Annotated in this window: 17 protein-coding genes; 11 read left to right on the plus strand and 6 right to left on the minus strand. The window is 71.6% G+C overall.

Annotated elements, in window-relative coordinates:
• Positions 1-93: 93 nt before the first annotated feature.
• From DEU31_RS01725 to DEU31_RS01740, 4 genes are all read left to right on the plus strand, one after another.
• Positions 94-1,407 carry an MFS transporter gene (locus DEU31_RS01725; RefSeq protein WP_133675315.1) on the plus strand — a complete coding sequence of 438 codons (1,314 nt, stop codon included), beginning with the start codon at positions 94-96 and terminating at the stop codon, positions 1,405-1,407.
• A gap of 204 nt (positions 1,408-1,611) precedes the next feature.
• Positions 1,612-2,985, plus strand: a complete 1,374-nt coding sequence (locus tag DEU31_RS01730; protein ID WP_133675317.1) for a BNR-4 repeat-containing protein — start codon at positions 1,612-1,614, stop codon at positions 2,983-2,985.
• Positions 2,982-4,022, plus strand: coding sequence for an alpha/beta hydrolase fold domain-containing protein (locus DEU31_RS01735; RefSeq protein ID WP_133675319.1), 1,041 nt, complete (start codon positions 2,982-2,984; stop codon positions 4,020-4,022). Before DEU31_RS01730 ends, DEU31_RS01735 begins: the two co-directional genes overlap by 4 nt.
• 85 nt (positions 4,023-4,107) lie before the next feature.
• Positions 4,108-4,962 carry a DUF1206 domain-containing protein gene (locus DEU31_RS01740; RefSeq protein WP_133675321.1) on the plus strand — a complete coding sequence of 285 codons (855 nt, stop codon included), beginning with the start codon at positions 4,108-4,110 and terminating at the stop codon, positions 4,960-4,962.
• Between the two features lie 88 nt (positions 4,963-5,050).
• On the opposite strand, the gene DEU31_RS01745 is transcribed toward DEU31_RS01740, so the two are convergent.
• Positions 5,051-6,361, minus strand: a complete 1,311-nt coding sequence (locus tag DEU31_RS01745; RefSeq protein WP_133675323.1) for an extracellular solute-binding protein — start codon at positions 6,359-6,361, stop codon at positions 5,051-5,053.
• Between the two features lie 162 nt (positions 6,362-6,523).
• Here DEU31_RS01745 and DEU31_RS01750 point away from each other — a divergent pair, with 162 nt between their 5' ends.
• Positions 6,524-6,775, plus strand: a complete 252-nt coding sequence (locus DEU31_RS01750; RefSeq protein WP_133675325.1) for a hypothetical protein — start codon at positions 6,524-6,526, stop codon at positions 6,773-6,775.
• A gap of 10 nt (positions 6,776-6,785) precedes the next feature.
• On the opposite strand, the gene DEU31_RS01755 is transcribed toward DEU31_RS01750, so the two are convergent.
• The 5 genes from DEU31_RS01755 to DEU31_RS01775 all read right to left on the minus strand — a co-directional run bounded on the left by DEU31_RS01755 (position 6,786) and on the right by DEU31_RS01775 (position 13,703).
• Positions 6,786-8,075 (minus strand): D-arabinono-1,4-lactone oxidase, encoded by a 1,290-nt coding sequence (locus DEU31_RS01755; protein WP_133675327.1) that lies wholly within the window; start codon positions 8,073-8,075, stop codon positions 6,786-6,788.
• 278 nt (positions 8,076-8,353) lie between these two features.
• On the minus strand, positions 8,354-9,862 hold the full coding sequence (gene araA, locus DEU31_RS01760) for an L-arabinose isomerase (protein WP_133675329.1): 1,509 nt from the start codon (positions 9,860-9,862) through the stop codon (positions 8,354-8,356).
• A 118-nt stretch (positions 9,863-9,980) separates the two neighbouring features.
• On the minus strand, positions 9,981-10,700 hold the full coding sequence (locus DEU31_RS01765) for an L-ribulose-5-phosphate 4-epimerase (RefSeq protein ID WP_133675331.1): 720 nt from the start codon (positions 10,698-10,700) through the stop codon (positions 9,981-9,983).
• A 190-nt stretch (positions 10,701-10,890) separates the two neighbouring features.
• Positions 10,891-12,606: an FGGY-family carbohydrate kinase gene (locus tag DEU31_RS01770; RefSeq protein WP_133675333.1), complete on the minus strand. Its 1,716-nt coding sequence runs from the start codon at positions 12,604-12,606 to the stop codon at positions 10,891-10,893.
• Positions 12,607-12,680: 74 nt separating this feature from the next.
• On the minus strand, positions 12,681-13,703 hold the full coding sequence (locus tag DEU31_RS01775) for a LacI family DNA-binding transcriptional regulator (RefSeq protein ID WP_133675335.1): 1,023 nt from the start codon (positions 13,701-13,703) through the stop codon (positions 12,681-12,683).
• 385 nt (positions 13,704-14,088) lie between these two features.
• On the opposite strand from DEU31_RS01775, the gene chvE reads away from it, so the two are divergent.
• From chvE to DEU31_RS01805, 6 genes are all read left to right on the plus strand, one after another.
• Complete coding sequence (chvE, locus tag DEU31_RS01780) at positions 14,089-15,240, plus strand: multiple monosaccharide ABC transporter substrate-binding protein (RefSeq protein ID WP_133675337.1); 1,152 nt, start codon at positions 14,089-14,091, stop codon at positions 15,238-15,240.
• An 82-nt stretch (positions 15,241-15,322) separates the two neighbouring features.
• Entirely contained in the window at positions 15,323-16,867 is a 1,545-nt protein-coding gene (gene mmsA, locus DEU31_RS01785) for a multiple monosaccharide ABC transporter ATP-binding protein (RefSeq protein WP_133675339.1), read from the plus strand.
• Between the two features lie 9 nt (positions 16,868-16,876).
• On the plus strand, positions 16,877-18,058 hold the full coding sequence (gene mmsB / locus DEU31_RS01790; protein WP_133675341.1) for a multiple monosaccharide ABC transporter permease: 1,182 nt from the start codon (positions 16,877-16,879) through the stop codon (positions 18,056-18,058).
• Positions 18,059-18,455: 397 nt separating this feature from the next.
• A complete protein-coding gene (locus tag DEU31_RS01795) occupies positions 18,456-19,739 on the plus strand; it encodes an extracellular solute-binding protein (protein ID WP_208109960.1) in 1,284 nt (427 codons plus the stop codon).
• Positions 19,740-19,857: 118 nt separating this feature from the next.
• Positions 19,858-20,823 carry a sugar ABC transporter permease gene (locus DEU31_RS01800; RefSeq protein WP_133675343.1) on the plus strand — a complete coding sequence of 322 codons (966 nt, stop codon included), beginning with the start codon at positions 19,858-19,860 and terminating at the stop codon, positions 20,821-20,823.
• Between the two features lie 82 nt (positions 20,824-20,905).
• Complete coding sequence (locus DEU31_RS01805) at positions 20,906-21,829, plus strand: carbohydrate ABC transporter permease (RefSeq protein WP_133675345.1); 924 nt, start codon at positions 20,906-20,908, stop codon at positions 21,827-21,829.
• Positions 21,830-21,948 lie beyond the last annotated feature (119 nt).

Consider the following 21,948-nt stretch of genomic DNA (forward strand, 5'->3'; position numbering starts at 1 on the left):
GCGGCCGCCCCGGGCGGCTGCGGCCGAGCGACGGGACCGCCGGGTCGGCCCGCGCGCCGTCGCCTCACCCCCTGATCCCTGAGGAGGGACCCCATGAGCAACACCGTACCCACGCCGGCGCTCGCCCGGACCACGGGCCATGTCCGCGGCTGGAAGGCCACCATCGCCGTGGCCATGTCGAACTACATCGAGGCCGGCTCGATCATCGCCCTCGCGACCAGCCTCACGCTGTGGCAGGAGTACTTCGGCTTCTCCAACTGGGTCGTCGGCCTCGTCGCCGCGCTCTCGGCCAACGCCTTCGGCGCCGCGGTCGGCGCCATGATCGGCGGACCGCTCGGAGACCGCTACGGCCGCAAGTTCATCTACACCTACGACCTGATCCTCTACATGGTCGGCACCCTGTTCGTCGTCTTCGCCGCACAGGCGTGGATGCTCGTGCTCGGCGTGATCCTCACCGGCATCGCCGTCGGCGCCGGAGTGCCGGTGGCCTGGACGTACATCGCCGAGCAGGCGCCCGGCGCGAAGCGTGCCCGCCACGTGGGCACCGCGCAGCTCGCCTGGTCGCTCGGGCCGGCGGTCGTCTTCGCGATCGCCACCGCACTGGTCCCGCTCGGGCTGCTGGGATCGCGGCTGATCTTCGCCCACCTCTTCGTTGTCGCCTTCATCACCTGGTGGGTGCGTCGGGGTCTCGCGGAGTCCGACATCTGGGTCGAGCAGAAGAAGGTCCGTGACGATGCTGCGGCCCGAGGTGAGGTGGTCACGCACCGCGGCCTGAAGGAGCTCCTCTCCCGTCGCCAGAACGTCACCGCGCTGCTGTTCCTGATCGGCGTCTACGGCCTGTGGAACATGGTGGCCGGGCAGATGGGCATCTTCATGCCCCGGGTCTACGAGACCGCCGGGGTGGCGAGCGCCGCGAGCCAGAACCTCCTGCAGGTGCTGCTGTGGACCATGACCGTCGCGGCGACCTACTTCGGATTCATGCTCCTCGGGGACAAGGTCGACCGACGCCTGCTCTACGGGATCGGGGCCGTGCTCGGGCTGGCCGCCTGGGTGCTCCTCGTGTTCGCGCACGTCACCACGCCGCTGCTGATCGCCTTCGCGGTGCTGTGGGGCGTCTCGGCAGGCATCGGCGCTCAGGCCTTCTATGCGCTGTGGACCGCGGAGATGTTCGCGACCCCGTACCGGGCGACGGCGCAGGGCGTGCTGTTCTTCGCCGCGAGAATTCTCGTCGGCGTGCTCAGCTACGTCTTCCCGACGCTGCTCGCGGCGCGGGGAGTGCCGTTCGTCGGGATGATCATGATCGGCTTCCTGCTCGTCGCCCTGGTGATCGGCGTGATCGGTGCACCGGACACGCGTGGCAAGAGCCTCGAGCAGATCGAGGAGGAGCGGTACGGCGCCACGGTGTGAGGTACGCGTGCCTTCCTGCCGCGCCAAGGGTGGAAAGCGCTTGACCGCCAGGGGGTGCGCGGCCGAGGATAGGGGCCCGGTCCGGATCCGGCGTTCACCGCGGAGGTGATCGGGACCGGCCCCGACGAGGCGGCCACCCCGCACCGCCGCGTCCCCTGCCGATCAGCCGCCCCCGCGGCCGCGCATCCCTGACGAGGAGCCCCGATGACCGCCGAGCCCGTCCCGCAGGTCCTGAACTCCAACGGCGCCTGGTGCTGGTTCCAGGACGAGCGCGCCCTCGTCGACCCCGAGCGGCGGCAGCTCGTCGTCGGCTCGATCGCGTCCGTCGCCGGGAAGGACGGGGACCGTCGCGGCGGCGACCTCGACCTCTCCGTCGTCGACCTCGACACCGGGGAGGTGCAGGTCGTGACGCTGCACGAGGGCTTCGAGTCCGACGACCACGACGTGCCTGCCCTCTGGCTTCGCCCCGACGGGCGCTGGCTCGCCGTCTACGCCCGCCACAAGACCGACGACAACACCTACTGGCGGATCAGCGAGCCGCACGACCCCACCCGCTGGGGCGAGGAGAAGCTGTTCGACTGGTCCGAGCTCACCGAGGGCCGCCACGTCACCTATTCCAACCTCCACGAGCTCGATGGACGGCTCTACTGCTTCGTCCGCGCGATCAACGACGACCCCTGCGCGCTGGTCTCCGACGACCACGGCGACACCTGGACCTTCGCCGGCAAGCTCTTCGAGCGCGAGAAGATCGGCTACGTCAACGCCTACGCCCGCTACGCCGAGGGCCCCGACGGGCTGCACGTCATCGCCACCGACCACCACCCCCGCGACTACGACAACGCGATCCACCACGGCGTGCTCTCCGGGGGCTGGCGCCACGACTCGACCGGCGCCGTGGTGGGCGGCGAGCTGTTCACCGAGCCCGCCCCGAACCAGGACCGGCTCACCACGATCCTGCCCGTCGGCAGCGAGGTGGGCGGGGCGCGCCTCACCCACGCCTGGACCACCGACCTGCGGGTCGTCGACGGGGTGGTCTCCGCCGTGATGACCGCCCGCGCGGACCACCCCGGCTGGCCCGAAGGGGCCGAGATCACCGGACCCGACGCGGTGAGGGACGCCGACGGCAACGACGTCCCCATCCCCGACCTGCGCCTTGTCTACGCCCGCCTCGGCAAGGGCGGCACCTGGGCCGTCCACCCCCTCGCCGATGCCGGCCCCGGCCTGCTGCCCCACGAGCAGGACTACACGGGCCTCGCCGCCCTGGACCCCTACGACCCCGACCACCTCGTGCTCTCCACCCCCATCGACCCGCGCGACGGCCGCGCACTGCCGCACCGCGAGCTGTTCCGCGGCCGCACCGAGGACGGCGGCGCGAGCTGGGCCTGGATGGCGATCACCGAGGACTCCGAGGTCGACAACCTCCGACCGATCCTCGCTCCCGGAGACCCCGCCGCCGAGCACCTGCTCTGGTTCCGCGGCACCATGGCCTCCTCGCAGCGCTTCGACTGCGAGGTCGTGCTGCGCTCCGCGCCGCGCATCGCCGACACCACCACGCCCGACGCAGGAGAGACCCGATGACCACGCCCCCGCCGACCGCGCCCGCCGCGGAGCCGTTCGCGCCGACCGACCCGCGCGGTGAGATGCTGCGCCGCCTGGAGGCTCTGCGCGGCGCGAGCAGCTGGGACGAGGTCCCCGCCGCGGCGCGCGAGGCCTGGGAGGCGCCCTACGGCCCGGCAGAGCGCCTCGACCTGCGCATCGAGGACCGCGAGGCCCGCGGCCCCCACGGCATCGTCCCCCTGCGCGTCTACAGCCCCGCCGCGCGCAGCCGCCGGCCCAGGGCCGCGCTCGTGTGGTGCCACGGCGGCTCCTTCCAGCACGGCGACCTCGACATGCCCGAGGCGCACGAGACCGCTCGCCGCATCGCCGCCCGGGCGGATGCCGTGGTCGTCTCCGTCGACTACCGGCTGTGCGACGAGCCCGCCGAGACCGGCGGCGCCCCTGCGAGGCGACTGCCCGGCGAGACCTTCCCCGTCCACGCCCCGATTCCCGGAGACGACGTCATGGCCGCCGTGCGCTGGACCCGCTCGATGGCGCGCCTGCTCGGCATCGACCCCGGCCGCGTCGCGCTCGGCGGTGCGAGCGCCGGCGGCAACCTCGCCGCCGCCGTCTCCTTGCGCCTGGCCGAGGAGGGCGAAGCGCCCGCCGCGAGCCTGCTGATGTACCCGGTCACGCATCCGCTGAACCCCGAGCCCACCGCCGAGGAGGCCGCGGCGCTCGCCGAGGTGCCGGGCATGTTCCGTTTCCCGCCGGAGAACATGCGGCGGATGGCCGAGGCGTACCTCGGCCGTCCTCTCGAGCAGGCCACCGTCCACGAGTTCCCGGGCCTGGGCACCGCGGAGCAGCTGGCCGTGCTGCCCCGCACCTATCTTGAGGCCGACGAGTACGACGACCTGCGCCTCGGCGCCCGCCGCTACGCCGAGCAGCTCGCCGCCGCCGGCGTCGACGTGCGCGACGAGGTGCGCCGCGGCGTCACCCACGGCCACCTCAACAAGCTGGGCCTCCCGCAGGCGGCCGAGTCCTGCGAGGCCATGGCGCAGGTCCTGCGGGAGATCTGAGAGCACGGTCTGCCCTGTCGAGGCGCGGGCTGACCACCCGGGAGGACGGCGAGCGGACCTGGCTGGGCGGACGTACAGTTCCGCCATGAACCCCCTGGAGGACGCCGGGCGCGCTGCCCGCGACGGCGCCGAGGCGGCCGAGCGCACCGCCGAGACCGTGACCGATCATCCCGTCTTCGGGGGCATCGCCCGCGGTGGCTTCGTGATGAGCGGCCTGGTGCACGTGCTCATCGGCTGGTTCGCGCTGCGCGTCGCCCTCGGTGACTCGGGGCAGGACGCCGACCAGTCCGGCGCGCTGCGCACCGTCGCCGCCGCCCCCGGCGGGAACCTGCTGCTGTGGATCGGGGGCCTGGCGATGCTCGCCCTGGCCCTCTGGCACCTCGCCGAGGCGTACTTCGGCGCGAAATGGGCCGACGACGACTGCCGGCGCGTCACCCATGTCGTGACGACCCTCGGCAAGGCCGGGGTGTACGGGGCGCTCGGGGTGACCGCGCTGCGCTTCGCCGCGGGCGGCAGCAGCGACTCCGGGCAGCAGACCTCCGAGCTCACCGCGGGACTGCTCGGCAGCCCGGTGGGCCGCGGGGCGGTGGTCCTGCTCGGTCTCGTCGTCCTCGCGATCGGCGGATACCACGTGGTCAAGGGAGCGGGCCGGGGCTTCGAGGATGATCTCCGCCCGCCCGGCGACCAGCGGATCAGTATGGTCGTGCTCGTCACCGGCGTGATCGGCTACATCGCCAAGGGCGTCGCGCTGATCGCCGTCGGGATCCTGTTCGGCTGGGCCGCGATCGGCTCGGACCCCGAGAAGGCGACCGGCCTGGACGGCGCGTTCCAGACCGTGGCCTCGCTGCCCGCCGGCGCCGTGCTGCTGGTCGTGGTCGCGGTCGGAGTGATGCTCTACGGCGTCTACGCCGTGCTGCGCTCGCGCTACGCGCCGCTGTGAGCGGTCCGTGCGCGGGCGGCAGCCCTGCCTGAGCGCGTCGGCGCGCGAGCAGGTGCGCCGGCTGCGTGGCGCCGCGGCGGCCGACGGGTCACTGCGACGGCTGCATCCCCTCCAGCACCGTGAGGATCTCCTGCGCCGTCGCCTGCGCGTCCTTCGACCCGAAGTAGTACTCCTGGCTGATCCGGGTGAACTCCTCGCCGAAGCCGACGGCGTCCGCAGGGGTGACCAGCGGCGCGGGGGAGACCTCCGCCTGCAGGTCACGGGCGAAGTCAAGGCAGATCCGCTCGATCTCGTCGAGGTCGCCCTCGATCGCGCTCTGCACCTCGGGGAAGGCCGTCACGCCCCGCTCGAGCCGCAGCGCCTTCGCGGCCTCCGGATCGGTGAGCAGGAAGTCCATGAGGATGCCGGCGCTCTCGGGGGCGGCCGACGTCGCCGCGATCGACCAGTACATCGACGCCTTGTTCACCATCTGGTGGTCGCCGCTGGTCCGGGCCGGCAGCCGCAGCAGCGTCATCGCCGCCCCGGAGGCGCTCGCGAAGGTCTGCACCTGGGTGTGGAACTGGAGGTGGAAGACGGACTTCCCGGTGCCGAACAGGCCCTGCTCGACCCCGGCGCCCACGTCCTCGATCTGCGCGTCGACACCGGGCGTGGCGCCCTCGTCGATCAGCGACTTCGCGTACTCGAGGAAGGAGGTGATGGTCTCCGCGTCCACCGCGGTCTCGTCCTCGCGGGGGAAGAGCTGCTGCCCGGACTGGCGGGCCCAGGCGCCGAGCTCGGCCGCGCCCTGGCCGAAGACGTCCAGCCCGGTCACGCCCTGGTCGGCGCCCCACTCGCTGATCGCCGCGGCGGTCTTGCGCAGCTCCTCCCAGGTCCAGGTGGTGTCGTCGGGCAGCTCCTGGCCGGAGGCCTCGAGCAGGTCGAGGTTCACACCGACCGAGAAGATCCCGATGCCGAGCGGCGCGCCGACCAGGGTGCCGTCGGCGAGACGACCGGTGTCCAGCACCTTCGCGTCCATCGCCGAGAGATCCAGCGCCTCGCCGAGGCTCTCGAGGTCCAGCAAGGACCCCCGGGCCCCGTACGAGTCGATGTACGCCTCGTCCATCTGCAGCAGATCCGGCATGTCGCCGCCCGCGGTCTGGGTGGCGAGCTTGTCCCAGTAGCCGGTCCACTCGCTGTACTCGGGCTCGACCGTGATCTCCGCGTTCTGCGCGCCGAACAGCTCCAGCGCCTCCTCGGTCATGGTCTGGCGCAGGTCGCCGCCCCACCAGTAGATGCGCACCGTGCCCGAGTCCTCGCCCCCGCCGCCGCCGCCGGTGGAGGCGTTCGGGCCGCAGGAGGCGAGGACGGGGATCGCGCCGGCGGCGGCGAGGAGAGCGAGGGTCTGGCGTCGGGTGAACATGGGGCCTCCGAGGATGAGCGTCGTTGCCGGGTCGTGAGGGTGAAGCGTGCCAACCGGGGTGGGAAAACGCTAACCCAAGTCGGACGCCGAGGCCAGAGGGAGTCCGCGTCGCGAGGAGGGGGACCCCGATGGCGTGACGTGGGCGCGCTCCAGGATGCGGCCATGAGCGACTCGATCCGCCAAGACCTCTGCCCGCTCCCCGACCGGCTGACCGATGCCCGCTTCGACCTGATGCTCGACGCGGCGCTGTTCGGCCCGTCCGCGCGCTCGAAGGTGGAGCGCCACGGGATGCTGTGGCAGGACGGCGGCGGCAGCTGGCTGCAGGTGGTCCTGCTGGCCGGCGACCGCGCAGCGGGAGTCCTGGCCCTCCTCGGAGGGGGCCTGGCCCTTCTCCGGTCCCGCAGGATCCGCTGACCTCTGCCGCTCACGCCCCGAGCAGCCGGTCCACGTATCCGTTGCGGAACACGCGGCCCGGGTCCAGCCGGTCCCGCAGCGCCCGGAAGCGCTCCAGGTCCGGATACTGCGCCTGCACCACCTCCGGGTCCAGCGTGAACACCTTCCCCCAGTGCGGCCGAGGCGCGAAAGGGGCGAGGCGCCCCTCGATCTCGGGCAGCAGCGCCGCGACCTCGGCGGGCCGCTGCTTCCACGTGAAGTGCACGCAGGCGCTGTCCCGGTGCTGGGCGGGGGAGAGCCACAGCTCGTCGGCCGCGACGGTCCGCACCTCGGAGGCGTGCAGCAGCGGACGGATCCGCTCGCCGAGCGGCATCACCGCCGCGAGCGCCTCGCCGATCCGCTCGCGCGGCACGAAGTACTCCGACTGGATCTCCTCGCCGCTGGACGGGGTGAACTCGAGCCGGAAGTGCGGCAGACGCTCGTGGGCCGGACCCGGCTCCCCGGTCTGGTCGGTGCAGAAGTCGGCGGGCATCCCCGGCAGCGGGTGCACAGGCCCGCCCGCCCGTCGGCCGCCGAGCCAGTGCTCCGGCAGCGCCGCGTCCTCGTCCACGCGCTGCTTCACCCAGGCCTGGGCGATGTGCCCGTCCCAGTGGTGGAACAGGCTCACGCTCGCGCCCGCCCCGAGCATCTCCGCGAGGCTGCCCTCGTCCATCCGTTCGGCGGGGAAGTCGAGGTGGACCGTCTGCCGCATCGGCGCGGCCGGCACCAGGTCGAGGGTCAGGTGCGTGACGATCCCGAGCGTGCCGAGGGAGAGGACCGCCCCGTCGAACACGTCCGGGTCTGCCTCGCGCGAGAGCGTCAGCAGGTCTCCGCCGGCCGTGACCAGCTCGATCTCCCGCACCGAGGAGGCGAGGGAGCGCGAGCGGTTCCCGGAGCCGTGGGTGCCGGTCGCGCTCGCCCCGCCCACGGAGATGTGCGGCAGCGAGCCCATGTTCGCCAGCGCCAGCCCGGCCGCATGGGCGGCGACGGCGAGCTCGCCGTAGCGCACCCCCGCGCCGACGCGGACGGTGCTCGCCTCGGTGTCGATCTCGATCTCCGGCGTCATCGCCGTGAGCGTCACCAGCGGCCCGTCCGACGCGGCGACCTCGGAGAAGGAGTGCCGGGTGCCGAGCGCCCGCAGCCTCGTGCTGCCGGCGACGAGCTGTTGCAGCGCGGCGAGAGAGGTCGGCGCGTGCAGCGGCCCCGGCCCGTAGTCCACGGTGCCCGACCAGCTCAGCCCGGGGGCGTGGAGGACGGTGTCGGGGGTGCTCGAGCTGGGCATCATCGCTCCGAAAGGTCGGGGGAGTCGGTCTCCGGGTGCTGGACTGCGCGGCCCGGGCGAGGTCCGCGACAGCGCGCGGCGCGACAGGCCCGCAGCTGCGGCGTCGGGCATGGCAGGAAATGTACCGCCAGGTCCAATGTGGGGCTCTGCATGAGTCCTGGCGGCAGCAAAAGCTGTCGACCATCGGCCGACGGGGCCCGTCGGACGGGCCCGCGCGGCCGACGGAACGGGCCGCCCGTCCCGTCGGCCGCCCCACCCCGTCCCGTCGGCCGGGCCGCTCAGAACCCCTGGGCGAGGCGGTGGAAGACCTGGTTGGTGCGCAGCTCCTGGGCGAAGGAGCGCACGGTCGTGGACTCGTCGATGATCGCGAGCTCGATGTCCGCGATCGTGGCGAGGTCCTCCCACACCTCCAGGCCCACCGCCGTGGTCATCACGGTGTGGTGGGCGGCGCCGGCGGTCAGCCAGCACTCGGCGGAGGTGGCGAAGTCGGGCTGCGGCTCCCACACGGCGCAGGCGACCGGCAGCTTCGGCAGCTTCTCGTCGGGTTCGACCACCTCGACGACGTTCGCGACCAGGCGGAACCGCTCGCGCATGTCTGACAGCGCCACGACCACCGCGGGGCCCGCGTCGGCCATGAACTTCAGGCGCACCGGGTCCTCGCGGTCCCCGATCCCCAGCGGGTGGATCTCGAGCGCGGGCCTGCCGGTGGTGAGGGTCGGGGAGACCTCGAGCATGTGCGCGCCGAGGATCTTCTCGCTGCCCGGCGTCATCTCGTAGGTGTAGTCCTCCATCAGAGAGGCGCCGCCGGGCAGGCCGTAGCCCATCACCGCGGCCACCCGCACCAGGATCGCGGTCTTCCAGTCGCCCTCGGCGCCGAAGCCGTAGCCGTCGGCCATGAGGCGCTGGACGGCCAGGCCCGGCAGCTGACGCAGCCCGCCGAGGTCCTCGAAGTTCGTGGTGAACGCGCCGAAGCCGCCGTCCTCGAGGAAGCGGCGCAGGCCCAGCTCCTGCCGGGCGCCGTAGCGCAGCGACTCGTGGCGCTCGCCGCCGCGGCGCAGCTCGGGCACCACGTCGTAGAGCTCCTCGTACTCCGCGACGAGCTCGTCGACCGCGGAGTCCTCGATCCCGTCGACCACCTCGACCAGGTCGTTCACGCCCCAGGTGTTCACGGAGACGCCGAGACGCAGCTCGGCCTCGGTCTTGTCGCCCTCGGTGACGGCGACGCCGCGCATGTTGTCGCCGAAGCGGGCGAGCTTCAGGGAGTGCATCTCCGCCCAGCCGGTCGCGGCGCGGGCCCAGCGACCGATCTTGGCCTGCACCGTCTCGTCCGAGGCATGGCCGACCACGGTCTTGCGGTCCACGCCGAGCCGCGTGGCGATGTACCCGAACTCGCGGTCGCCGTGCGCGGCCTGGTTGAGGTTCATGAAGTCCATGTCGATCGTGGACCAGGGCAGCTCCACGTTCGCCTGCGTGTGCAGGTGCAGCAGCGGGGTGGCCAGCGCATCGAGGCCCTGGATCCACATCTTCGCCGGGGAGAAGGTGTGCATCCAGGTGATGACGCCGACGCAGGCCGGGTCCGCGTTCGCCGCCAGCGCCACCTCGCGGATCGCATCGCGGTCGGTGAGCACGGGCTTCCACACGATCCGCACCGGGATGTCGGAGGCGGCGTCGAGGCTCTCGGCGATGGTGCGGGACTGCGCGGCGACCTGCTCGAGGGTCTCGGGGCCGTACAGACCCTGGCTGCCGGTGAGGAACCAGATCTCGCGGGTCTCGAAGGGGTTGTGCATGGTGGGGTCCTCGTCTCTGAGTGGGATCGGTGCGGCCGATGGTCGGCGGGTCGGCGGGTCGGCGGGTCGGTGGAAGCTGGTGGCGCAGGAGGCGGGGCGTACGCCGGGTGGGCCGGTGTCAGCGCTGGCCGTAGACGTTCTGGTAGCGGTCGAAGAGGGAGTCGACGAGCGACTGCTCGATGGGCAGCGGCTCGCCGAGCTGGCGGGAGACGTGCACGGTGCGTGCCACCTCCTCGCACATCACGGCGGCCTTCACCGCGGCGCGGGCGTCCCTGCCGATGGTGAAGGGGCCGTGGTTCTGCATGAGCACGGCGGGGGAGCGGGACTCTCGCAGCGTCTCGACGATGCCGCGGCCGATCGAGTCGTCGCCGATCACGGCGAAGGGGCCCACGGGGATGGGGCCGCCGAACTCGTCGGCCATCATCGTCAGCACGCAGGGGATCTCCTCCCCGCGCGCCGCCCACGCGGTCGCGTAGGTGGAGTGGGTGTGCACCACCCCGCCCACGTGGTCCATGTGCTCGTAGACGTAGGCGTGGGCGGCCGTGTCCGAGGAGGGGGAGAGCGCATCGGGGGTGCCGTCGACGATCTTCGCGCCGTCGAGGGTGCACACCACCATCGTCTCGGGGGTCAGCTCGTCGTAGGAGACGCCGGAGGGCTTGATGACGAACAGGCCGGGGACGCCCTCCGGCAGATCCGGGACGCGCTCGGAGACGTTCCCGGCGGTCCACACCACCAGCTGGTTGCGGGGCAGCTCGGCGTGCAGGGCGGCGACGCGCTCGCGCGTCGCGGCGACGGCGCGCTGGGCGGCGTCGGGCAGGTCGGTCAGGACCAGGGTCATGGGGCTTCCTTCCGGTGCGGGGTCTGCAGTGCTGTCAACGTTCACAGTTGGAGCCGAGGGCGATGCCGCCCGGTCGGCGGGCGAGGTCGGAGGCGTCCGGCGGGCCGATCTGCTGTGGTGGTGAGACGGTCGTGGCGGTCGCGCGAGCAGTCGGCCGACGGGCCGCTCGTGCGCCGCGCTGGTCGCCGGATCAGCCGAGCAGGTCCCCGGCCCGTCGGGCGAGCGGGAGCCCGTCGCGGTAGGCGTCCAGCCAGGTCGTGTGACCTTCGCGGCCGGCGGCGTCGGGGGAGCGGGTGGTGATGTCCTGGCCGGCGAAGACGACCTCGTCGAGATAGGCGCTGAGGGACTGCGCGCCACCCGCGGCGGTGGCGCCCGATCCGTCGGCCGCTCCGCCGTCTGCTCCGCCGGCGGCTCCGTCGGCCGCGGCGGTGCGGGCGGTGTGCGCGGCGAGCAGCGCCATGCCCCAGGCGCCGCCCTCGCCGGCCGACTCGCCGAGTGCGACCGGCACGCCGAGCGCGTCGGCGAGCACCTGCTGGGCGACGCCCCGGGTGCGGAAGATGCCGCCGTGGGCGTACATGACGTCCAGTCGCACGCCCTCGTCCTTCAGCAGCGCGTCCATTCCCACGGCGAGGGCTCCGAAGGCGCCGTACAGCTGGGCGCGCATGAAGTTCTCGAGCGTGAAGCGGGCGGACTGCTCGCGCACCAGCAGCGGGCGGCCGGAGGCGACGCCGGTCTGGTGCTCACCGGAGACGTAGTTGTAGGTCAGCACGCCGCCGGCGTCGGCGTCCCCGTCGGCCCCCGCGGAGAACAGCGTCCCGTAGAGGTCCTCGGCGGACTGCGGCGCGCCGATGAGCGCCGCGAACTGCGAGAACAGGCCCAGCCAGGCGTCGAGGTCGGTGGTGCAGTTGTTCGTGTGGATCATCGCGACCGGGTGGCCCGACGGCGTGGTGACCAGGTCGATCTCCTCGCGCGGCCCGGACAGCGGGCCCTCGAGGACGACCATCGCGAAGGCGCTGGTGCCGGCCGAGACGTTGCCGGTGCGGGGCTCGACGGCCTGGGTGGCGACCATGCCGGTGCCGGCGTCGCCCTCGGGCGGGGCGGTGATCGCCCCGGGCTGCAGCGTCCCCGTCGGGTCCAGGAGGGCCGCGCCCTCGGGGGTCAGGTGTCCGGCGTCCTGTCCGGCGACGAGCACCTCGGGCAGCAGGTCCGGCAGCGACCAGGGCATCGCCGCGATCGGGTCGAGCGCGGAGGTGCGCTCGAGCAGCTCGGCGTCGAAGGCGTCGCCCGAGGCGCCGATCGGGAACATGCCGCTGGCGTCGCCGACGCCGAGCACCTTCCTGCCGGTGAGCTTCCAGTGCACGTAGCCGGCGAGGGTGGTGAGGAAGTGGAGGCGCTCCACGTGCTCCTCGCCCTGCTGCACGGCGTGCAGCAGGTGGGAGATGCTCCAGCGCAGCGGGATGTTCTGCGCGAGCGTCTCGCTGAGCAGCGCCGCGGCCTCGGTGGTGAAGGTGTTGCGCCAGGTGCGGAACTCGGCGAGCTGCTCGCCGCCCGCGTCGAGGGCGAGATAGCCGTGCATCATCGCGGAGATGCCGAGGCCGCCGAGGGTCGTGAGCTCTGTGCCGTGCTGCGCGCGCACCTCGCGGGCGAGGTCGGCGTAGCAGTCGCGGATCCCTGCCCACACCGCGTCCAGCGAGTAGGTCCAGGTCTCGCCCACCAGCTCGTTCTCCCAGGCGTGGGAGCCGGTGGCGAGCACCGCGCCCGTGCCGTCGACCAGGGCGGCCTTGATGCGGGTGGAGCCCAGCTCGATCCCGAGGTGGGCGCCGCCGTCGGCGATCAGGGCCGCGGCGTCGTCCCCTCCGGGCACGGGGGAGGGGGACTGGGCGGGGGACACGTCGGCGTGCGTCATGGGATCACTGAACCAGGTGCCCACCCGCTCTGTCAACGTTCACATCCGGGTGTCCGGCTCCCTGACGGGGCCGCTCAGTGAGTCCGTTCGGGGCGGGTCGAGCGGCGCACCACCAGGCGCGGCGACAGGGGCGGCGGGGGAGGGCCGGGATCCTCCGGATCCTCCAGCAGCTCCAGCAGGCGATGGAGCGCCAGGCGGCCCAGCTCCGCGAAGGGCTGGGAGACCGTGGTCAGCGAGGGGAGCAGGTACTCCGCGCCGACGGTGTCGTCGAAGCCCGCCACGGCGACGTCCACCGGCACCCGCGCGCCGTGCTCGTGCAGGGCGTGCAGTGCTCCGATCGCCATCATGTCGTTCGCCGCGAAGATCGCCTCCGGGACGCCGCCCGCGAGCAGGCCGCGCGTCAGTTCGTACCCGGACCTCGGCGTCCAGTCTCCGGGCGCGGTCGTCGTCCCCTCCAGGCCCAGCTCCGCGGTCGCCTCGTGGAAGCCGTCGAGGCGGGCGCGGGCGTCGTACCAGTCCGTCGGGCCGGCCAGGTGGGCGACGGAGCACACGCCCGTGCGTGCGAGGTGTTCGACCACCGCATGCGAGCCGAGGCGCTGGTCCACGCCCACGACCTGGGTGGATGCGGTCGCAGGGGGCTGTGCGGAGACGGCGAGGACGGGGATCGTGGAGGCCGCCGCCGCGACCACCGGCTGCATCCCCTCGTGCGCCGCGACCACGAGGATCCCGTCGACGCCTGAGCCGATCAGCTCGGCGCCCGGCGCCGCCCCCGCAGGGTCCCCGGGGCGGACCGTCGTCAGCAGCACCGAGTAGCCCGCCTCGCGGGCCGCGGTCTCGATCGCGGTGACCGTCTCGGAGGGGCCGAACAGCGAGGAGCCGTCGGTGAGCAGGCCGATCTGCGAGGAGCGGGTGGTCTTCAGTGCGCGGGCCGCACGGTTCGGGGTGTAGCCGGTCTCGGCGATCGCCGCGAGCACCCGCTCCCGGGTCTCGGGCCGGACGATGCCGGGCTGGTTGAGCACGCGGGAGACGGTCTGGTACGAGACGCCGGCGCGGCCTGCGACGTCGGCCATCGACGGGCGGCGCGTCGCTGGGCTCATGGCGTCCTCCTCGCGGACGGTCGGTGGAGCGGCACTCTACAGGGCGATGACCTGCGCGGATCGCCCGGTCCGAGCTCGGCGGGCGGTGACGGTGGGCGCGCCCGGCAGGGTGCGGCGCGAGGTGCGATCGGCGGCGTTGCGACATCGTGACCCACGGCGCGGCCGGCGTCGGTTGACACACGACTCGATGTGAACGTTATCATCCTGGCGACCGATGTCATGGAGTGCATCGGGCGAAACGGACGCGGGACCGCTGTCGGCCCGACGTCCACGCCGACGAACGGCCGGCCCCCACGGCGAAGGTGCCCGGGGGAGCCGATGTGCCGCACGCGGTGTCCCGTTCCCGATGAGGGGAGCGGGCGGAGACTTCGACGAGGAGAGATCCATGCACAACCGCAGAAGCTTCATCCTGGGCGGCACAGCCGCCGCGGCAGCGCTCGGCCTCGCGGCCTGCGGCGGGACCGGCGCCGGCTCCGGCGGCCCCGACCCCGACGCCGCCCCCGAGGACCAGACCGTCGGCGTCGCCATGCCGACCCAGACCTACGAGCGCTGGGTCGCCGACGGGAACAACATCAAGAAGGGCCTGGAGGACAAGGGCTTCACCGTCGACATGCAGTACGCCGACGACGACATCCCCACCCAGCAGCAGCAGATCGACCAGATGATCAACTCCGGCGTCTCCGTGCTGCTGATCGCCTCGATCGACGGCGCCTCGCTCTCCGCGCAGCTCGACGCCGCCGAGGCCGCAGGGATCCCCGTGATCGCCTACGACCGCCTGCTCACCGACAACGAGAACGTCGACTTCTACGTCACCTTCGACAACTACAAGGTCGGCGTGAACCAGGCCAACGCGCTCCTGTTCGGCCTGGGAATGCTCGACGAGTCGTTCGAGCCCGCGGCCGATGCTCCCGAGGGCCCGCTGAACGTCGAGCTGTTCGCCGGCTCGCTGGACGACAACAACGCCCACCTGTTCTGGAAGGGCGCGATCGACACCCTGCAGCCCTACTTCGACGAGGGCACCCTGAAGGTCCTCTCGGGGCAGATGGACATCGAGCAGGCCGCCACCCAGCGCTGGGAGCAGGAGACCGCGCAGAAGCGCATGGAGAACCTCCTGACCACCCACTACAACGGCGGCGAGGAGCTAGCCGGCGTGCTCGCCCCGGCCGATCCGCTCTCGCGCGGCATCATCAACGCCCTGCAGAACGCGGGCCTCGGCCCCACCATCGAGGAGGGCCTGCCGATCGTCACCGGCCAGGACGCCGAGATCGCCTCGATCAAGCTGATCGCCGACGGGGTCCAGTCCTCCACGATCTTCAAGGACACCCGCAACCTCGCCGAGCAGGCGATCGTGGCCGCGGAGTCGATCCTCAACGGCGAGGAGCCCGAGGCGAACGACACCGAGACCTACGACAACGGCGTGGTCGTCGTCCCCTCCTACCTGCTCGAGGTGCAGATGGTCCTCGAGAGCAACTACGAGGAGATCATGGTCGACTCCGGCTACTACACGGCGGAGCAGGTGGAGTCCGGCCAGCTCTGACGCAGGCGAGAAGCACCGAACCACCGGTGGGGTCCCGGCGCGCCGTCGTGCCGTCGGGACCCCCTGCCCGAAGGAGGTCCCCGTGGCCGAGAACATCCTCGAGATGCGGTCCATCACCAAACGCTTCCCCGGCGTCGTCGCCTTGAAGGACGTGTCCCTGACCGTCGGCGAGGGGGAGATCCACGCGATCTGCGGCGAGAACGGCGCCGGCAAGTCCACGCTCATGAAGGTCCTCTCGGGGGTCGAGCCCGCCGGCACCTACGAGGGCGAGATCCACTACTGCGGCCGCCCCGTCAGCTTCGCGAGCATCAACGACTCCGAGGCCGAGGGGATCGTGATCATCCATCAGGAGCTCGCGCTCATCCCCCACCTCTCCATCGCCGAGAACATCTTCCTCGGCAACGAGCAGACCCGCGGCAGGGTGATCAGCTGGCACGAGACCAACGCCCGCGCCGCCGAGCTGCTCGAGCGCGTGGGGCTGAAGGAGAAGCCCGTCACCCCCGTCGGCCAGCTGGGCGTGGGAAAGCAGCAGCTCGTCGAGATCGCCAAGGCGCTCTCGAAGGACGTGAGCCTGCTGATCCTCGACGAGCCGACCGCCGCCCTGAACGACGACGACTCCGAGCACCTGCTCGGGCTCATCCGCGACCTGCGCGACAAAAGCGGCGTCACCAGCATCATCATCTCCCACAAGCTCGGGGAGATCGCCGCGGTCGCCGACGCCACCACCGTCATCCGCGACGGCTCCACGATCGAGACGATCGACATGCGCGTGCCCGAGCAGGAGCGGGGCACGCTCGTCCCGCGGATCATCCGCGGCATGGTCGGGCGCGACATCGACAGCCTCTATCCCGAGCGGACGGCCGAGATCGGCGAGGAGATCCTGCGGATCGAGGACTGGCACGTCGGCCACCCCACCCAGCCCGGCCGCGTCGTCGTCGACGGGGCGTCGCTGACCGTCCGCGCCGGCGAGGTCGTCGGCATCGCGGGGCTGATGGGCGCCGGCCGCACCGAGCTCGCCATGAGCGTGTTCGGCCGGTCCTACGGCCGCGACATCTCCGGCCGCGCCCTCATCCACGGCAAGGAGGTGCAGCTGCGCTCGGTCGCCGACGCGATCGACGCCGGCATCGCCTACGTCTCCGAGGATCGCAAGCGGTACGGGCTGAACCTGATCCAGGACATCCGCACCAACATCACCGCCGCGGCGCTGACGAAGATCCGCACGGGCGGCTGGCTGAACGGCAACGAGGAGATCGCGGTCGCCGAGCGCTACCGCTCCTCGCTGAACATCAAGACGCCGACGGTCATGGCGACCGTCGGCAAGCTCTCGGGCGGCAACCAGCAGAAGGTCGTGCTCAGCAAGTGGCTGTACACCGAGCCGGACCTGCTGATCCTCGACGAGCCCACCCGCGGCGTCGACGTCGGCGCCAAGTTCGAGATCTACACGATCATCAACGAGCTCGCCGAGGCGGGCAAGGCCATCATCGTCATCTCCTCGGAGCTTCCCGAGGTGATGGGGCTGGCCGATCGCATCTTTACGCTGTCCGCGGGCCGGGTCACCGGCGAGGTCGCCGCCCAGGACGCCACCCAGGAGCGCCTCATGGAGCTCATGACCATGGAGAGGGAGTGAGCGCGGCTCATGGCCGGGACTTCTGACATCAAGGAGCTGCTCACGCGCAACCTGCGCACCAGCGGCATCTACATCGCGTTCGTGTTCATCATCCTGCTGTTCACGATCCTCACCGGCGGCCAGCTGCTCAGCCCCGGCAACCTCACGAACCTCGTCCTGCAGTACTCCTACATCCTGATCCTCGCCATCGGCATGGTGCTGGTCATCGTGGGCGGGCACATCGACCTCTCCGTCGGCTCGGTGGTCGCGCTGACCGGCGCGGTCGCGGCAGTGGTGGTGATCGGCAACGGCCTGCCCTGGTGGCTGGGCGTGCTCGCCGCGCTCGGCACCGGCGTGCTGGTCGGGATCTGGCAGGGCTTCTGGGTCGCGTACGTGGGAATCCCCGCGTTCATCGTGACCCTGGCCGGCATGCTCATCTTCCGCGGCCTGACCATGCAGGTGCTCGGCAACGTGTCCCTCTCGCCGTTCCCGCGGGAGTACCAGTTCATCTCCGGCGGCTTCCTCAACGGGCTGCTGGGCGGCAACGGCTTCGACGCCTTCACCCTGTTCCTCGCCGCGGCGCTGGTGGTGGTCTTCGCGATCCAGGAGTACCGCAGCCGGCTCGCGAAGCTGAAGTACAAGCAGCAGGTCGAGGCGTTCCCGCTGTTCTGGGTGAAGATCGCCGTGGTCGCGATCGTGGTCATGGCCTTCGCCTGGCAGCTCGCGCACTCGCGCGGCCTGCCGGTGGTGCTGATCCTGCTGGCAGCGCTCGTGCTGGTCTACGGCTTCATCAGCCAGCGCACGATCGTCGGCCGACACATCTACGCCATGGGCGGCAACCTCCAGGCCGCGAAGCTCTCCGGCGTGAAGACCACGCGCGTGAACATGTGGCTGTTCATCAACATGGGCCTGCTCTCCGCGGTCGCGGGCATCGTCTATTCGGCCCGCTCGAACTCGGCCCAGCCCGGCGCGGGCAACATGTTCGAGCTCGACGCGATCGCCGCGGCCTTCATCGGCGGCGCGGCCGTCACCGGCGGCATCGGCAAGGTGCACGGTGCGATCATCGGCGGCCTGATCATGGCGGTGATGTCCAACGGCATGCAGATCATGGGCATCGACCAGTCCACCCAGTCCGTGGTGCGCGGCGTGGTGCTGCTGGTCGCGGTGGCCTTCGACGTCTGGAACAAGAAGCGCTCGCAGGCCGGCGCCTGAGCCCGACACGCTTCTGGCCCTCGCCGAGAGCACCGAAACCTGGCCTTTGCGCCAGGTTTCGGTGCTCTCGACGCGCGTGTCGGCCCAGGGGACGTGCGGGGGCCGGCGCAGAGGAGGAGCGGGTGTCCGCCCCCGGGGTCGGGGCGCTGGGAGGGAACAGGGGCGGCAGGTGAGCGGGCAGGGCGGGAGCCCGCCGCGACGCGTCGGCCGGGGAGTGTTGACGCTCACGTTACAACGATGTAAATTCGAACTCAGCACACGAAGATCTGGGCGGGGAGCCCGCGGCGCAGCCGCCCGCCCCGCCCACCACGAAGAGGTGGCCCGCATGATGCATGGTTCTTCCCGCGCTCCCCGCGCCGGTGCCCGGACGGGCCCCGTGCTGGGCAGGCGCTCCCTGATGCAGGGCGCCGGGGCGCTCGCCGCACTCGGCGGCCTCGGCACGCTCGCCGGCTGCGCCGGCGCGTCGGCCAGGCCCAGCGACGACATCGCCTTCTGGCACCTGCTCTCCGGCCCCGACGGGGTGACGATGGGCGAGCTGCTCGACGGCTACATGGCCACCGACGGCGCCGCGAAGGTCACCCAGACCGTCCTGGCCTGGGGCGCGCCGTACTACACGAAGCTCGCCATGGCCTCGGCCGGCGGCCGCGCCCCTGACCTCGCGGTCATGCACGCCGCCCGCGTTCCCGGCTATGCGCCCGGCGGGCTCCTGGACGAATGGGACCTTGACCTGCTGGGCGAGTTCGGGATCCGCCAGGAGGACTTCCCGGAGCTGATCTGGGACAAGATGGTCGTCAACGACAAGCTCACCGCGATCGCGCTGGACTCCCACCCCTTCGTCCTCTACTACAACACCGAGATCGCCGAGGCCGCCGGGGTGCTCGGCAGCGACGGGCTGCTGCTGCCCACGGACACCCCCGAGGACTTCCGCGCCCTCGCCCTCGAGCTCGGCGGGAAGGCGCCCAGCGGCTTCGGCCTCAGCTGGGGCTATCTCGGCGACGGCTCGAACCAGTGGCGCATGTTCTCCACCTACTACTCCCAGCTCGGCGGCACGATCGAGCTGCCCGAGGGCGGGACCATGCAGTACCAGGAGGAGCTCGTCGTCCAGGCGATCGAATGGATTCTCTCCCTCATCGACGGCGAGGTCGGCAACGGCGGCCACGACGGCGGCACCGCCATCTCCGAGTTCGCCACCGGCGGCTCCGGCGCCTTCTACGGCGGCGTGTGGGAGACCGGCAGCTACAAGAACGAGGGCCTGCCCTTCGACATCACGATGATCCCCGGCGTCTTCGGCGAGCCGGTCGCCTATGCCGACTCCCACTCCTTCGTCCTGCCCCACCAGATGAACCCCGACGAGGAGCGCCGACGCACCGTCCACGCCGTGGTCGCGCACCTGCTGAAGAACTCGATCGACTGGGCGGCGGCCGGCCACATCCCCGCCTACTCCCCGGTGGTCGAGGACCCGGCCTACGGCGAGCTGATCCCGCAGTCCCACTACGCCGACGCCGTGGACCACCTGGTCTACGACCCGCCGGCCTGGTTCACCGGCTCCGGCAGCGACTTCCACACCTACTTCGGCAACGACATGCAGAACGTGTGGGCGAGGCGCACCGACCCGCTCGACGGGTGGAACGCCTTCGTCGCCCGGATCGACGCGCTGCTGCAGAAGCCCAGCCCGATGTGAGCGCGGAGCCCCTCATGCCCGACACGCCCGCCGCCCCCGCCGTCGTCCGCGCGCTCCGCGCCCCGATCCGTCGGCCCCGCCCGTCCCTGCCCCGTCCGCCCGTCGAAGGAGACGTTCGATGACCACCGCAGACGGCCTCGTCACCCCGCCGGGGAAGACCGCCGCCCCCTCTCCCGCGCTCACCCCGGCGCTGAGCCCCGCCCGTCGGCGCCGACGCCGCAGCGACAACCTCCGCGGCTGGCTCTACCTCGCCCCGTTCCTGCTCGCCTTCGGCCTGTTCCTCATCTGGCCGACGGTCTACGGGCTGTGGATGAGCTTCACCGGCACCTCGCTCGCCGGCACGAACACCCAGTTCGTGGGGCTCGCGAACTGGAAGGAGGCGCTCGGCGACCCGCAGGTGTGGACGTCGCTGGGCAACACGGTGTGGTTCACCGTGCTCTCCACGATCCCGCTGGTGCTGGTGGCGATGCTGCTGGCGGTGCTGGTGAACATCGGCCTGCCGGGGCAGTGGTTCTGGCGGCTGAGCTTCTTCATGCCCTTCCTGCTCGCCTCCACCGTCGTCTCCCAGTTCTGGAACTGGATGTACAACCCGCAGCTGGGGCTCGTGAACACGATCCTGGGATGGTTCGGGATCGCGGGGCCCGCCTGGCTGCAGGACCCGAACACCGCGATGATCTCCGTGGTCATCACCACCGTGTGGTGGACCATCGGCTTCAACTTCCTGCTCTACCTCGCCGCGCTGCAGAACATCCCCGACCAGCTCTACGAGGCCGCCTCCCTCGACGGCGCCGGCGCCTGGCAGAAGTTCCGCTCGATCACCCTGCCGCAGCTCGCGCCGACGACGGTGCTGGTGCTCGTGCTGCAGATGCTCGCCTCGCTGAAGGTCTTCGACCAGATCTACCAGATGACCGGCGGCGGCCCCGGCGGCTCCACCCGCCCGGTGCTGCTGTACATCTACGAGGTCGGCTTCACCGGGTACCGCCTGGGCTACGCCTCGGCGATCTCGTACATCTTCTTCTTCCTGATCATCATCGTCTCGATCGCCTACATGGTGATCTCCTCCCGACGGAGCGTGAAGGCATGACCCCGACCCCGACCGCCCGCCCGGCACAGGCCGCGCTCCCGTCCCCCGCCCCGTTCCCCTCCACGTCGAAGGAGTTCCGCTCATGAGCGCCGCGAACCCCGTCGCCGCCCCCGCCGTGCCCGTGCGCCCCCGGGCCGCCGCGAAGGCCCAGCCCGTGACCGTCGCCGGCCGACGCCGACGCGGCCCCGCCCCCGCTCGGATCCTCGCCTTCGTGATCCTCGCCGTGTTCGCCCTCGCCTGGCTCACCCCGGTGCTGTGGGCGGCGCTGACCTCCTTCAAGACGGAGGCGGAGGCCGCGGCGATGCCGGTGACGATCGTGCCGGAGAACGGCTTCACCCTCGAGGCCTATCTGAACGTGCTGCGCGAGGGGCTCGTGCCCCGCTGGGCGTGGAACAGCCTGATCACCTCAGCGGCGGTCACCCTGATCACCGTCGCGATCTCGGCGCTGGCCGGCTACGCCCTCTCCCGCCTGCGCTTCGCGGGGCGGCAGATGGTGGTGATGCTGATCGTCGCCTCGATCATGATCCCCGGTCAGATCCTCATCGTGCCGCTGTTCCAGCTGATGCTCTCGCTGAACCTGGTGGACACCTACTGGGGGATCATCCTGCCGCAGGTGGTCGCGGCCCCGATGGTGTTCATCCTCAAGAAGTTCTTCGACCAGATCCCCTTCGAGCTGGAGGAGGCCGCGCTGATGGACGGCGCGAGCCGGCTGCGGATCTTCTGGTCGATCGTGCTGCCGCTGTCCCGCCCGATCCTCGGCGCGGTCGCGATCTTCGTGTTCATCGGCGCGTGGAACAACTTCCTGTGGCCCTTCATCGTCGTCAACGACTCGAACCTGATGACGCTGCCGACGGGCCTGCAGACCGTGATCAGCGCATACGGCATCCAGTACGCGCAGAACATGGCCCAGGCGATGCTCGCCGCGCTGCCGCTGATCGTAGTGTTCATGTTCTTCCAGCGTCAGATCATCAAGGGCATCGCCACCACCGGCATCGCCGGCACCTGAGCGCAGCGCACTGGGCTGAGCGCCGCGAGGTCCGGGAGGGTGCGGCCAGGTCGTCCGCCCCTCCCGGAACCGTTGCAGAGATGTGACCGAGGTTACGGTTTACAACGTTAAACTCGGGT

This window comes from Brachybacterium sp. AG952, from assembly GCF_004362645.1.
Taxonomy (GTDB): Bacteria; Actinomycetota; Actinomycetes; order Actinomycetales; family Dermabacteraceae; genus Brachybacterium; species Brachybacterium conglomeratum.

What these genes read in the sequence shown, in the direction of transcription:
- DEU31_RS01795 (WP_208109960.1), top strand. Translation starts at nt 18,456, where the DNA reads ATGCAGGGCGCCGGGGCGCTCGCCGCACTCGGCGGCCTCGGCACGCTC.
- DEU31_RS01755 (WP_133675327.1), bottom strand. Translation starts at nt 8,075, where the DNA reads ATGCCCAGCTCGAGCACCCCCGACACCGTCCTCCACGCCCCCGGGCTG.
- DEU31_RS01775 (WP_133675335.1), bottom strand. Translation starts at nt 13,703, where the DNA reads ATGAGCCCAGCGACGCGCCGCCCGTCGATGGCCGACGTCGCAGGCCGC.
- DEU31_RS01765 (WP_133675331.1), bottom strand. Translation starts at nt 10,700, where the DNA reads ATGACCCTGGTCCTGACCGACCTGCCCGACGCCGCCCAGCGCGCCGTC.
- chvE (WP_133675337.1), top strand. Translation starts at nt 14,089, where the DNA reads ATGCACAACCGCAGAAGCTTCATCCTGGGCGGCACAGCCGCCGCGGCA.
- DEU31_RS01800 (WP_133675343.1), top strand. Translation starts at nt 19,858, where the DNA reads ATGACCACCGCAGACGGCCTCGTCACCCCGCCGGGGAAGACCGCCGCC.
- DEU31_RS01770 (WP_133675333.1), bottom strand. Translation starts at nt 12,606, where the DNA reads ATGACGCACGCCGACGTGTCCCCCGCCCAGTCCCCCTCCCCCGTGCCC.
- DEU31_RS01725 (WP_133675315.1), top strand. Translation starts at nt 94, where the DNA reads ATGAGCAACACCGTACCCACGCCGGCGCTCGCCCGGACCACGGGCCAT.
- DEU31_RS01745 (WP_133675323.1), bottom strand. Translation starts at nt 6,361, where the DNA reads ATGTTCACCCGACGCCAGACCCTCGCTCTCCTCGCCGCCGCCGGCGCG.
- DEU31_RS01740 (WP_133675321.1), top strand. Translation starts at nt 4,108, where the DNA reads ATGAACCCCCTGGAGGACGCCGGGCGCGCTGCCCGCGACGGCGCCGAG.
- DEU31_RS01750 (WP_133675325.1), top strand. Translation starts at nt 6,524, where the DNA reads ATGAGCGACTCGATCCGCCAAGACCTCTGCCCGCTCCCCGACCGGCTG.
- DEU31_RS01805 (WP_133675345.1), top strand. Translation starts at nt 20,906, where the DNA reads ATGAGCGCCGCGAACCCCGTCGCCGCCCCCGCCGTGCCCGTGCGCCCC.
- mmsB (WP_133675341.1), top strand. Translation starts at nt 16,877, where the DNA reads ATGGCCGGGACTTCTGACATCAAGGAGCTGCTCACGCGCAACCTGCGC.
- DEU31_RS01735 (WP_133675319.1), top strand. Translation starts at nt 2,982, where the DNA reads ATGACCACGCCCCCGCCGACCGCGCCCGCCGCGGAGCCGTTCGCGCCG.
- araA (WP_133675329.1), bottom strand. Translation starts at nt 9,862, where the DNA reads ATGCACAACCCCTTCGAGACCCGCGAGATCTGGTTCCTCACCGGCAGC.
- DEU31_RS01730 (WP_133675317.1), top strand. Translation starts at nt 1,612, where the DNA reads ATGACCGCCGAGCCCGTCCCGCAGGTCCTGAACTCCAACGGCGCCTGG.